This is a genomic window from Curtobacterium sp. ISL-83 (assembly GCF_018613895.1).
Taxonomy (GTDB): domain Bacteria; phylum Actinomycetota; class Actinomycetes; order Actinomycetales; family Microbacteriaceae; genus Curtobacterium.
This window is the reverse complement of record NZ_JAGGPH010000032.1, coordinates 1-12,266: the sequence shown is the minus strand read 5'-3', so window position 1 is coordinate 12,266 and position 12,266 is coordinate 1. Positions and strand designations below refer to the sequence as shown.

Below are 12,266 nucleotides of genomic sequence, written 5' to 3'. Positions count from 1 at the left end.
TGGCGTCCGCGATGCACGCGCTTCGCTCCGAAGGCCCCTCCTCCCCAGCGTGGCAGGAAGCGCAACATGACGTTGCCCGGGCCCTGTTCGGGTTGTACCCGTTCCAGGGTGAACTGCTTCCCGAGGGGTTCGGGAACCGGAAGAACGCGCGACTGCGCGCAGCGGTCGCGTTCATCCACGAACACGCAGCCGAGCCGCTGACGGTTGCGGACATCGCCGATGCGGCAGGTCTCAGCGTTCGCGGCCTGCAGGAGTCGTTCCAACGAGAGCTCAACGCAACACCGATGAACTACCTCCGAGAGGTGCGACTCCGGCACGTCCACGCCGACCTCCTCAAAGCCGACCCGGACGTCACGACGGTCGCGGAAATCGCCTCCACGTGGGGCTTCGGCCACATGGGACGGTTCTCCCACGAGTACTTCAATCAGTTCGGCGAGTACCCGAAACGCACCCTCCGACGCTGACGCGGGGCAAGAACGTACCCTGCGGAGCGCCATCCGTGCCCGTGAGGGATCGTCCTCCGGGACGAGCCTGTGCCACGCAGCGGCCTCAAAGCTGTGCCATCGAGCGATGCTGCTCACCAGTCACACGGAGCGTCGCATCGCGAAATCGGCGACGACGTCAGCCCCTCAGTAACCCACGCAACGTCGGCATTGAAGAGCGCCTGGTCGTGCCATCGGAGCCAGGTCAGGGGCTCCTCGTACGAGTGCGCTTCAGGGTGTCCCACCTGACGCTGGCAGCGGTGTCCTGCCACGGGTGCCGGACACCGGGGGTCTTTGGTTGACGATGAGTTTCGGCTCGTCATGCGCTCATCCTCGGGGTGTGCACCGCCTGTCGAGCCAGGTCCGCGCTCCCCGGATCAAGTGCGGTCAGTGGCGGCGTCGTGCGGTGACCGGCAGGGGATCGGCTGGCGAACGCCGGTGCCATGGCGGCCGGCTATTGGGGGCTACCGCGTGTCGTTATTTAGCTTAACTATCGAGTAACACCCCCGCAGTGGGGGTTCTCCTCGCGTTCCGTTCCGCTCGACCGCTGGGTAGATTGATCGTCGTACCAATCACCCGCCGTGGTATCTGCTCACGGTTCAGGGTGGTCGGTTCTCATCACGTCCCTCCCGGCGTGCTGCCGTGCACCGAACCAACCACCGGTGTGTCGAGGAGAAGATCATGAAGAAGCCCTCTGCCCGTGTCCGCACGATCGTCGGGATCGGTGGTGCGCCGCTTGCCATCGTCATCGCCGGAGGCTTGGTCTGGCACTCTTCGTACGCTGCGTTCTCATCGGTCACCCGCAATGCCGGTGACTCCTGGTCTGCGGGTTCGGTGACGCTCACCGATGATGACCGGGGTGCGGCAGCGTTCAACGTGTCGGGCTTGGTGCCGGGAGACGGTGGGACGAAGTGCATCGTGGTCACGTCGAACAGCAACACGCCGGGCGAGATCCGCGACTACGCAGCGAACTTGAGCTCGAGCACCGGGCTTCCGCAGCACATCAACTTCACCCTGCAGATGGGCACGGGTGGTTCGTTCAACGACTGCACCGGGTTCGTCCCCGATGCCGCGACCGCGAACCCGACACCGGTGCCGATTGCTGCCGTCGCCGCCCAGGCGACGAGCTATGACACGGGTGCCCACCCGTGGGATGTGACCGGGACCGGCGCGCAGTCCCGCACGTACCGGGTCGGGTGGTCGTTCGACACGACCGGCATGACGCAAGCGCAGATCGACGCCCTGCAGGGGTCGTCCTTCACCGCGGACCTCGTGTGGGAGTTCCGGACCACGACGTCGACGCCCACCGCGACGCCGAGCGCGTAGCCGACGCGCGGCGACGTGATCACCACGACGGGGTCGCACCACACCCCGACCCAGACCCACCAGAAGGCCTTCGGTGAAGGCTGGGCGGGACTGATCGTGGTGACGGCCGGCAAGACGTACCTGACACTCCTCGCTGCCCTTGCCGGCATCGCAGTTCTCCCCGCGCTGCTCGGCGGGACCGCTTCCGTCGTGCAGTCCGGTTCGATGGAGCCGAACATCTCCCCGGGCGACGTCGTCATCACGACACCGCTGCCGAGCGATGATGCCCTCCCCGTCGGCCGCGTCATCACCTTCCACGTCGACGACATGCTGGTGGTGCACCGGCTGATCGCCGTGCGGCACGGTGACGCCCTGGTGACCAAGGGGGACGCGAACCCGCAGGCGGACACGTGGACCGCGACTCGTGCTGACATCACCGGCCGAGCACGCCTGCTCGTGCCCTACGTCGGCCTGCCAAGCTTCTGGCTTGGGCACGGCAACGTCCGTGCCTTCGGAAGCTGGGCGGCGCTCACGATGCTTGCGATCGTGCTCGTGGCCCTGTCGGTCCGGCGGCGGACCCTGCCCGATGACGCTTCGGGCGACGAGACCACGCACGGCGACGGCATCGAGGCCGACCCAGCCGCGTGTGCCATCGACCCGGATCCGGCGGCGCAGGTCGAGGCCGCCGGTCGAGCTCCAGCTCGGCGATCGGCGCGCACCGCGGTCATCGTTGGAGCCGCCCTGCTCGCCGTCGTCCCCGTCGCCTGCGCAGCACCCGCTGCGCAGGCGGCCGGTGTCTTCACCGGTCAGACCCGCACCTCCCTGGCATGGACGGCGAAGTCGTACGCTCCAATCTCGGCCGGATCGATGGCCGGGTACGGCCTCATCGCGGCGACGAGTGTCAACGACACGAGCACCTTCTTCAACAACTCCACGACCTCCGGGTCGATCGCGACAACGCCGGGCACCACGGTCAGCGGCTTCTCGAGAGGCGACGTCGGGGGTACCACGGAGCTCAACACCAGTGCCGCGAAGGCCGCGATGGCATCCGCCGTCACGGCCCGCGCAGCACTCGCCCAGCGGCCCGTCACACAGACCCTCGCCCCGTCGCTCTCCGGCACCCTGCCCGGAGGCGTCTACACGACCACCACGGGTGCGTTCACCGTCCCCGGCACCCTGACCCTCGACGCGAAGGGCGACAGCACCGCCCGGTTCATCTTCACGACCACCTCGACCCTCACGATGCCCCGTGGCTCGCGGATCCTCCTGGCCAACGGCGCGAAGGCAGCCAACGTCTGGTGGATCGTCGGAACGACCGCCACCATCGGCAGCTCCGGTTCGACGACGACCGCGGCCGGCAACTACATCGTCAACGGGGCAGCGGCGCTCTCGCAGGCCACCGTGACCGGCCGGATCGTGTCCGCGACGGGCGCCATCAGCCTGTCCGCGACGACAGTCAACCCGGTGAACTGACGGGCAGTGTCCACCGCTTGAACCACGTTGAGCTCAATAGCATGACCATCGAGACGCTTGGCGACCGCGCAGTCCCGGGCCCGCGCAGTCCGTCGCCCACCCGGTGACCCAAACACAAGGAAGACATGACCGACATCATCGCCACACCTGACAGCACCGCGACGGGCGAAGAAGCGCCGATCGTGCGGCTGATGAGCGCCTTCCGCACACTGCAGGGTCACCACACCCGGATCCTCCGCCGAGAGAGTTCAGCCCGCGGGATGAACCCCACTGACCTCCGGCTCGTGTTCTTTCTGTCGTCGAACGACGGCGCCACATCGAAGCAAGCGGGCGAGTACCTCGAACTCAGCACCGGCGCCATGACCAGTCTCGTGGACCGCCTCGAGGAGCACGGGCACATCGAGCGTCGCCGGAACCCTCAGGACCGGCGAAGCAGCCTGCTCTTCCTGACCCCCTCGGGCGCTGCGGTCGCGACGGACATCGGCTCGGTCTACGGGAATGCGTTCCGGGAGACGATCCCCGACGAGCAGGTCCTGGCCGTCGCTCAGCTCTTCGAACAGATCGGCAGCGCCCTCCGCTGAAAACGGACCACCGGAGAGCCCCCGGAATGGGGGCAACGGTTCGTTTGTCCCCATAAAGGCGGACACATACGCTTGTTGCAGCGCGCCACGCGCGATCGGTTCGTCCCAAACCGCAGGCTCGCAGAGCATCGACGCTCCGGCCGTTGAGCTCCCCCTGTGCTCCGGTCGGAGCGCGATCGCTTACCTGCAGCGAGTCGCAATGCATGAGGTTTGCAGTTCATCGAGGATGTGCTCCCTAGAGGGTCAGGCGTGCACGAGGTCGCTCGATACTTTCCACAGCCGTTCGGCTGCGTCGGGGTCGAGCGCCCACGCTTTGACGCCGTGGGGATGATCGGCTAGGGAAGCGTCGTCGGGAACGGTGTAGGCCTCTTGGGCATCGTCGAGGTAGTGCCCGCCGGTGTGGGCGAATTCCGGACGGACGGCCGCGACGATGGTCGTCGCTGCGCCCTGCCCGATCGTCTTGTAGGAGAACATGCCGGCGGCTTCGGCGGCATCGAGCGAAGCCTTCTGCCCGGGCGTGAAGTTCCGCTGGAGTCCGGTGGGGACCCCACCTGGATTGACAGTGTTCGCGACGATGCCATCGGATGCCCAGCGGCGGGTCGCCTCGACGGAGAGCAACGAGTTCGCCGTCTTCGCCTGCGCGTACGCGAGCTGCGGATCGTAGGGGCGGTGTTCGAAGTGCAGGTCCTCGAAGTGGATGCCGTCGCGCATGTGCGCGGTGGAGCTCAACGACACGACACGAGCCCCACCACGTTGGGATGCGCCCGCGGCGAGATGGGGACGAAGACCCACAGTGAGGGTGAAGTGTCCGAGATGGTTCGTCGCGAACTGCAGCTCCCACCCTTCGGCGGTCCGTTCGAGGCCCCCGGTGACGAGTCCGGCGTTGTTGATCAGCAGGTGCAACGGCCCCTCCCACGCGCTGACGAAACGGGAGACCGATGCCTGGTCAGCGAGGTCGAGGCCGGAGACGCGAAGGCGTCCGCGCGCCCCGGACGCCGCGATCTCGTCCGCAGCCGCTCGGCCCGCTGCTTCGTTCCGGACCGCCATCGTCACGTCAGCGCCGGCAGCGGCCAGAGCGCGCGCAGTTTCCTTGCCGAGACCCGAGGACGCTCCGGTGACGACGACTCGGACACCGTCGAGCGCAACGCCGCGGAGAACATCGTCCGCGGTGCTGTCGGAGGCGAACGGAGTGACGATCAACGGTGAGGGGGCAGGCATGCGCCTCACTATACGCACTTGTCCTTTTCCGTATAGTGAGTTCAGACCAGCGTAGAGTCGAGGTATGTCTGCACGAGTTCCCACGGCCCATGGCGGGGTGGGCCGACGCGATGCCGCGCTCGATTCGGCGATCCAGACCTTTGTCAGGTTCGGGTATCGGAAAACGTCCATGGACGACATCGCTCGGGCGGCGGGAGTGTCACGTCCGGGCCTGTACTTCCTGTTCGACTCGAAGCCAGTCCTGTTCCGCGAAGCGATCGAGCGAGCGCTCGATCGCGATCTCTCTGTCATCGCCGAACTCCTCGACGACGGGCGGCCCCTCCGAGTCCGACTCCTCGCTGCCTTCGACCGGTGGGTTGGCTCCTACATCGGACCGCTCACCGAGCAGACGGCAGGCGTGCACGACTTCGACCCCGCGATGCTGGGGTCCGTGCGCGACACGGCACCACGACGGTTTCAAGAACTCGTCACGAAGGCCATCGCCGAGGAGTACCCGACCGACGCCGCGGATCGCGCGCGAACGCTGGTCAGCGCCTCGATCGGCATCAAGCAGCAGGTCGCATCGCGCGAGCTGTGCGCCGAACCCCTCGGCATCGCCATCGACCTCATCCTCGGTCCATCAGCGAATCCGCAGAGCCGCTGACTTCTCGTCCCGTAAGCCGATCGTGCAACGGACGCCCGTCGTCGACGTGGCATGTCTGCTTGAGTTGGGCTATGAGCACAGAGCAATTCCTTCCGGAGACTATCGACGTCGTGGTGTTCGATGTGATCGGGACGCTCGTTGACGAGGACGGTGCCTGGGCGACGACAGCCCGGCAACTCGCAGTGGAAGCCGGCCTGGGCTCACCAGAGGAGCTCCACTCGCGATGGACGCAGCTCCTGAACCGTCGTATGAACGCCGTTGTCGACGGTGATCTCCCGTGGCAGCGGCACAGTCACCTGGTCAGTGACGGCGCCCACGAGGCGATCACGGCTCTGGGAGGAACCGTGACGCCCGCAGCCTTGGCGCTGGTGGCAACCCTCGACCGGGAGTACCCGGCATGGCCGGACGTGGCGGAGGCAACGGCTGCCCTCCGCCGGGGTCGACTCGTCGTGGGTGTGAGTAACGGCGATCTCGATTCACTCGCGCGACTTGCCAACAGCAACGCAATCAGTTGGGACATCGCACTGTCCACCGGAGCAGCGGGTACTTTCAAGCCGGCACCCGCCGCGTACCGTTACGCGATCGACACGCTCGGCCTCGTCCCGGGGCGGACGCTGTTTGTCGCCGCGCACCCATGGGACCTTCGAGCCGCGGCCGATCATGGGTTCCGCACTGCTTACCTAGCTCGGCCCGGGGCAGAAGCACCATCGGCGGCGGACCAATTCGATCTCACCGTGGAGGATCTTGCACGCCTGACAACGCTCCTCGGCTGACCGCCGCATGCCTTCCGACTATCCCTCCTCGACGCAGTGCGACTATGAGCCGATCAGCCCGAGTGCCACTGCGCCGCGGCGCTGACGGGTGTCCCTTAGCCGATGGCTCATCGGACGCGGTTGGCCAGATGCGTCTCGCTTGCTGCGTCTCCGAGTGGGGGTTACCGGAATCACGAGACCGGTCCAATCGCTGCCCAAGGGCTGTGTGGATCCCCGTGGCTACTGCGTCTTAGGATCCGCGGTCGGTGTGCGCAACGGTCCGTGCCAGCGGAAGTCGTCGACGAGTCCAGCGGTGACGGGGATTCTGTCCAGCAGGACGAACAACGCGTATCCCAGCGCGCCACCCACGGTGTTGCAGAACAAGTCGTTGACGTCCGCGATGTGCCCGCCCGCCGCGAGGCCCGCTGTAACAAATTGGGCCAGCTCGATCGCGAGGCTGATGCCGGCGATCGTCGTCACGACGCGCAACCACGACGGCCGAGCAACCAGCAGCGGAACGAGCAGCCCGAGTGGCAGGAACACCATCACGTTGATCACTGCGTCGGCCCACTCGTAGCCGACGACCGGTACGACGTTCACCGGCGGGATCCAGGGGCCCTCACTCGCAGGCCAGTCGAGGTAGATCGGGAACACCGTGTTGGCCACGACCCCGCCGGCGTACACCGAAAGGGCGGCTGCTACCGTCGCGCGCGGCAGCGTCAGCCGCCGTCGGGCGCGCAGGACCGCGACGAGTACCACGAACAGCATGACGCTCAACGGGACTACCACGGGGAGTACCGGTACCGCTCCAAACATTGCGTGTTTCCTCTCATGCCCCGAGCGAGTGAACCGGACGGCGGCAGTTTGCGGGGGGGGGGCAGGGGTAGGCGCGCACGGTTAGCGTTGCGTGTCAGCGGGGGCTGCGGGCTGTTTAATGCCGAGGTGAGTGTGACCGAAGCCGTGGTCGTACTTGACGCCGTACCCCATGAGGCGGTCGAGCCCGATGTGGACCAAGCCGATAGCACCGGCGACGACGAGGACGGGCGTGTTCAACGCGAAGCCTGCGGCGAGGAGAACCACAGGCAGAGGGGCGGTGTGCGCCAGATTGTAGGTCCATGCGCCCACCCGGTTGTTGATGAGGTACGCGAGCATGGAGAGGTCGGGGGCCAAGAAGAGTGCCGGGATGAGCCACCAGGGGGCGCCGGTCGTGGCGTAGGCGACGATGGCTGCTGCGGCGATGGCGGCCCCTTCGGCTCTGAGCCAGGCTCGGGGCCGGCCGGTGACTACACCTGGTGCGGGAGCGCAGACCAGGGTCGCGTCAGTTCTCGCCGGTGCAGAGTCGGGTCCGTTGATGAGGCTGCTTGCGCTCGGAGCGTCGGGAAGAGTGTTGGTCACGAGGATGCTCCAGTTGTAGAGGTGGCGGGTGTGGGGTGTCGATTGGTGCAGCAAGCACCCGGGCAACCGGGCATCGGCAGGTCACCTGCTATCCGGGACGGTTGCTGGCGGTGGGAGCGCGTTACTTGTCGGTGGGCTTAGTGCGCAGGCCGCGGTCGACGAGGTCGATGAGCCACTCGAAGCTCTCGTCGGTCGCGGTGCCCCACTGAAAGCCGCCGTCCGCTTCGATGGTGGCGAAGCCGTGGAAGATGCTGCGGAGCGCTCGGAGCGCGTGGGTGGTGTCAGCGGACGCGATGTCGTAGCCGCGGAGTACGGCGAGGAAAGGGTCGAGTCCGCGCGCTTCAGCGATAGCGACCGGGTCGTCGGGGCCGGTCAGCTTCAGTCCGACCGTGGCGGCGTAGCGGCCAGGGTGCTTGAGGACGAAGTCACGCAGCGCGCGGGCTGCAGCCCCTAGAGCGTCGCGGCCCGCGCGGCCCTGGGTGGCTGCGCCGATTGCGTCGGCGGCTTCGCTCAACGCGAGGGCTGCGATGCGGCGGCTCAGATCGTCCTGGTTGGCGACGTGTTTGTAGAGCGAGGGTGTGCGTACCCCTACCCGTTCCGCGAGCTGGCCCATGGTCAGCTCAGTGAAACCGATCTCGTCGGCGAGATCGGCGCCGGCCGCGACGACTGAAGCGGTGTCAAGACCTGCCCTAGGCATGAACGCCGGCCAGGAACGTCAGCATCGCGGTGGCGACCTGTGTGGGGAACTGCACGTGCGGGTAGTGACCGGCGCCCTCGATCATCTCGAGGCGGCCGAGGCCGGTGGGCAGGTCAGCGACGATTGCCTCTCCTTCGCGTTGCGGGTTGACCCAGTCGCAGTCCGCGCTGCCCTGCACGACCAACACTGGGCACTGCACGTTGCCCAGTTGCTCGCCGGCGTCCACTGGACGGCTGTTCCCCATGGCCTGCAGTGCCTTCATCCGCCCGGGCTCTGCCAGCATCGCGGTGATCTGCTGCAAGCGAGCGTCGTAGTCGACGGGCTTGACGTCAGGGTAGGCGACATCGAGGTACTTCGCCCACTGCCGAACACTGCCGAACATGGTCATGCCCACCAGGTGGAGCAGACCGCGCCGGTAAGAGGCCACCCGCATGTCGCCGAGCGAGGTCGACTGCTTGCGCGTGAACGGGGCGAGCTCGACCAGGGCTGTGATGAGTTCCGGAGCCTTCGCCGCTGCGATGGTCGCAGCACCGCCGGAGATGGAATGCCCGACGAGAACCGCTGGCCCGCCCAGGTGCTGAACCAGGCTGATCAGGTCGCCGGCGATGTCGGTGCGGGTGTGGCCGGCCCATCCGACGCTGGACTCGCCGTGGCCGCGGAGGTCCACTGTCGCGACCCGGTAGCCGGCTTCGACGAGGAGGGGCGTGAGGAAGCGGTACGCGTCTCGGCTGTCACCCATCCCGTGAGCGAGCACCAGTAGCGGACCAGTGGTGCCGCTCAGCTCGTAGGCAAGAGTGCCGCCATCGATGGTCAGGAACTCGGTCATGTGTGCCTCCAGTAGTTCATCCTGCGGTGGCTTACCGGGTTAGCCCAAAGCTAACAGACATAGCTTGTATGTCAAGGGGTGTCGGCAACCGGCCCACCGCTCGAGGTGATCTGCAGCCAGTCGTCACCGCGACGAGCTCGGCATCGGATCGGTGTGGTCAGGGAGCGCTGCCGCTGTCGACGCCGAGCGTTATCCCTGTGACGTAGCTGGATCGGTCGCTGAGAAGCCACTCTGCAGCCACCGCGATCCCTGCACTGCAACAAGACCAGCGAAGGGTCCGGGAGTCATGCGGGAGCCTCGAGGGCCTCGGGTTGCGTGTGCAGTGTGACGGGGGCTCATTGTCGGCGCGCACACTGGTACTCGTGAAGCAGTCCGGGGTCTCGATGCAACTCGCGCTTGCCATTTCCAGCCTCGCCGTCTCCGTGACGATCGGTTGGGAAACGCTCGGTGCTCCCTTCTGGGCAGTGGTGTGCTCGGGCTTGGCTGGCGCGGCCTGGATGGTTCGCGTGTTGGCCCGCTTGAGGGATCGTTCCCCGGGCGATGTCGGGCTTCTGCTGGTGATGGTCATCGGCTCCGCGCTTGCTGCCGGACCGACGTACGGCATCAGCCTGTACCCGGCGGCGGGCAGCCTCGTCATCGTGCTCGGCAAGAGCACGCCAGGGCGCTGGCGAGTCTGGGCGTGGCCCGTACTTGCTGCGTCGTCGGCCGTCATCGGGTTTCTCTTGGGCGCGCACGAGCCAGTGTCAGTGGGTGTGACGACCCTGACGATTGGGATCGCGTCGATTGCCGGTCGCGCCAGACGTCGGCACGCACTCGAAGTCGAGAGCAGGTTCTCCGGCCTCGACCGTAAGTACGCCGCGGACCTAGCGCGCATGCAGGCGTCCGTCGATCGGCTGTTGCTCCCGGCGACGCTGCGCACGCGGTTCCCAGGGCTGACCCCTCGGGAAGCCGAAGTGCTCGCTCTGATCTGCCGGGGGCGGTCGAACGACGAGATTGCCGACGCCTTGTCCATCACGGTGGCGACGGTCAAGGGATACGTCAACTCGTTGTTCGCGAAGCTGGCAGCCAGGGACCGCGCCCAGGCCATCGCGCTCGTGCTCGGCACCGCACCGCGCGACGCTTCCACTCACGCTCTCACGTCGCCCGTCACAGCCGACGGCTGAGGGTCGACTCCAAGTCGGCGTGCCCGCGTCAGAATCACGCCGACACGGAGCAACACCGTGGCGCCCGCCATCAGCACCAGGGCCGCCGGCCAGACGTCATTGCTGATCGCGTGCTGAAAGTCGAAGCGCCCGAGGTCCAACCGACCATTTTCCGTGGCCCACAGCTGAAACGCCAACCGTGCTCCCATCCCGGCGACCCAGAGCACCGCCGCCACGACGCCAGCACGCGTCATGACCCGACCGTCCGTTGTCGACATGTGTGTCGTGAAACCAATCGCTGCTCCGAGCAGCGCGCCGATGACGACGAAGCCGCCAATCACCAACGCGTTGTCGCCGCCGAGCGGGACTGAGTGCACATACGCGATGCCGGCCCACAGCACGAGCGCGATCGGAAGGAGAACCTGCACCAGGGTCAGGCGTCTCCGGCGGATCTGCAGCAGCACGAGCGCGATGAGGGTGATGTCGATGATCCACAGAGTCGTTGTCATGCCTCGAGGATCCCGGCCGGGAGAACCCGCTCGACACCACCCCAGGGTGGGATTGGGACGATCCCACCCTAGGGTGGGCGCCACCATCAGGCGCAGCGTCGAAGACCAGCGTCGGGTTGGGGCGGCTGTCACTCAGCGATACCGCTCCGGTAGGCGTACGCCACTGCTTGCACCCGGTCGCGGACGCCGTGCTTGAGCAGGATGCGGGAGACGTAGGTCTTCGCCGTCTCCTGAGTGACGAACACCGCTGCCGCGATCTCCGAATCGGCCGTATTCCTCGGACCAGTTCGGACCGACCGGTCTCTCCTCACTTCGGAGGTTGCGCGCGGAGGAGGATTCCGGTTACTTGCAGACCGATTGCCACCATCAACACTAGAAGAAACCAGCCTTTGAAGCCGGGGATGAGAAAGAGCATCACAACCGAACCGGCTCCTACTATGAGAGCCGCGATGATGAAGGTGAGGCCGAGTTTCATGGGTGCGTGCCGAGCGGGTCTATCAGCGCCGAGCTGATGATCGGTTGGGCATGAAGCAAAGGCTACGCACGTCGGTCGAACGCGCCAACTCCCAGTCGACCACCGCGCCTCCTGGTAATCCGATCGGAAGGCTTCTCAGCCGCTCCGATGACCGCCCGGTAGCTGGTCGCGATCTGGGCGCTCGAGCGCGTTCGAGCCCGCGGCGTCGCTCCGATTGGCCAGTCTCAGATGCCGATCGGTCAACGGGACGGGAAGGGCCGACCAACGGTGGTCGTGGTCGTGATCCTCGAGGAGTGCGGTTGCGTCAGCGTCGGAGGGTGCGTTTCGGGTACTCGCCGAACTGATTGAAGTACTCGTGGGAGAACCGTCCCATGTGGCCGAAGCCCCACGTGGAGGCGATTTCCGCGACCGTCGTGACGTCCGGGTCGGCTTTGAGGAGGTCGGAGTGGGCGTGCCGGAGGCGCACTTCTCGGAGGTAGTTCATCGGTGTTGCGTTGAGCTCTCGTTGGAACGACTCCTGCAGGCCGCGAACGCTGAGACCTGCCGCATCGGCGATGTCCGCAACCGTCAGCGGCTCGGCTGCGTGTTCGTGGATGAACGCGACCGCTGCGCGCAGTCGCGCGTTCTTCCGGTTCCCGAACCCCTCGGGAAGCGGCTCACCCTGGAACGGGTACAACCCGAACAGGGACCGGGCAACATCCCTCTGGGCTTCGTGCCATGCCGGCGACGAGGGGCCCTCGGAGCGGAGCGCGTGCATCGCGGACGCCA

General features: G+C 66.7%; 14 protein-coding genes. 7 read left to right on the top strand and 7 right to left on the bottom strand.

The annotated features are described in order from the left end of the window. The 4 genes from J7E22_RS17225 to J7E22_RS17210 form a co-directional block, all read left to right on the top strand. The coding region (locus J7E22_RS17225) for a helix-turn-helix transcriptional regulator (protein WP_214983066.1) at positions 1-464 on the top strand (464 nt) is incomplete at its 5' end. Between the two features lie 699 nt (positions 465-1,163). Then, a complete protein-coding gene (locus J7E22_RS17220) occupies positions 1,164-1,808 on the top strand; it encodes a hypothetical protein (protein WP_214983065.1) in 645 nt (214 codons plus the stop codon). A 15-nt stretch (positions 1,809-1,823) separates the two neighbouring features. Next, on the top strand, positions 1,824-3,260 hold the full coding sequence (locus J7E22_RS17215; RefSeq protein ID WP_214983064.1) for a signal peptidase I: 1,437 nt from the start codon (positions 1,824-1,826) through the stop codon (positions 3,258-3,260). Positions 3,261-3,385: 125 nt separating this feature from the next. Next, entirely contained in the window at positions 3,386-3,841 is a 456-nt protein-coding gene (locus J7E22_RS17210; RefSeq protein ID WP_214983063.1) for a MarR family winged helix-turn-helix transcriptional regulator, read from the top strand. Positions 3,842-4,084: 243 nt separating this feature from the next. Here the strand turns inward: J7E22_RS17210 and J7E22_RS17205 are convergent, their stop codons facing one another. Then, complete coding sequence (locus tag J7E22_RS17205) at positions 4,085-5,059, bottom strand: SDR family NAD(P)-dependent oxidoreductase (protein ID WP_214983062.1); 975 nt, start codon at positions 5,057-5,059, stop codon at positions 4,085-4,087. 64 nt (positions 5,060-5,123) lie between these two features. On the opposite strand from J7E22_RS17205, the gene J7E22_RS17200 reads away from it, so the two are divergent. After that, complete coding sequence (locus tag J7E22_RS17200) at positions 5,124-5,702, top strand: TetR/AcrR family transcriptional regulator (RefSeq protein WP_214983061.1); 579 nt, start codon at positions 5,124-5,126, stop codon at positions 5,700-5,702. A 71-nt stretch (positions 5,703-5,773) separates the two neighbouring features. Beyond that, the gene (locus J7E22_RS17195) at positions 5,774-6,475 is read left to right on the top strand and encodes an HAD-IA family hydrolase (RefSeq protein ID WP_214983060.1); all 702 of its coding nucleotides are present in this window, start codon (positions 5,774-5,776) and stop codon (positions 6,473-6,475) included. A 219-nt stretch (positions 6,476-6,694) separates the two neighbouring features. On the opposite strand, the gene J7E22_RS17190 is transcribed toward J7E22_RS17195, so the two are convergent. The 4 genes from J7E22_RS17190 to J7E22_RS17175 form a co-directional block, all read right to left on the bottom strand. Then, the gene (locus J7E22_RS17190) at positions 6,695-7,222 is read right to left on the bottom strand and encodes a VanZ family protein (RefSeq protein WP_251009328.1); all 528 of its coding nucleotides are present in this window, start codon (positions 7,220-7,222) and stop codon (positions 6,695-6,697) included. A 129-nt stretch (positions 7,223-7,351) separates the two neighbouring features. Next, the gene (locus J7E22_RS17185; protein WP_214983058.1) at positions 7,352-7,849 is read right to left on the bottom strand and encodes a DUF4260 domain-containing protein; all 498 of its coding nucleotides are present in this window, start codon (positions 7,847-7,849) and stop codon (positions 7,352-7,354) included. Positions 7,850-7,970: 121 nt separating this feature from the next. After that, on the bottom strand, positions 7,971-8,546 hold the full coding sequence (locus J7E22_RS17180) for a TetR/AcrR family transcriptional regulator (RefSeq protein WP_214983057.1): 576 nt from the start codon (positions 8,544-8,546) through the stop codon (positions 7,971-7,973). Then, positions 8,539-9,372, bottom strand: a complete 834-nt coding sequence (locus tag J7E22_RS17175) for an alpha/beta fold hydrolase (RefSeq protein WP_214983056.1) — start codon at positions 9,370-9,372, stop codon at positions 8,539-8,541. The genes J7E22_RS17180 and J7E22_RS17175 overlap by 8 nt, the downstream gene beginning before the upstream one ends. 362 nt (positions 9,373-9,734) lie before the next feature. On the opposite strand from J7E22_RS17175, the gene J7E22_RS17170 reads away from it, so the two are divergent. Then, positions 9,735-10,535, top strand: a complete 801-nt coding sequence (locus J7E22_RS17170; protein ID WP_308159301.1) for a helix-turn-helix transcriptional regulator — start codon at positions 9,735-9,737, stop codon at positions 10,533-10,535. Here the strand turns inward: J7E22_RS17170 and J7E22_RS17165 are convergent. Continuing rightward, positions 10,499-11,110 carry a hypothetical protein gene (locus J7E22_RS17165; RefSeq protein ID WP_214983055.1) on the bottom strand — a complete coding sequence of 204 codons (612 nt, stop codon included), beginning with the start codon at positions 11,108-11,110 and terminating at the stop codon, positions 10,499-10,501. The genes J7E22_RS17170 and J7E22_RS17165 overlap by 37 nt on opposite strands. Positions 11,111-11,802: 692 nt before the next feature. Continuing rightward, positions 11,803-12,266 (bottom strand): helix-turn-helix transcriptional regulator (locus J7E22_RS17160; protein ID WP_214983054.1); only part of this gene is annotated, 464 nt, incomplete at its 5' end.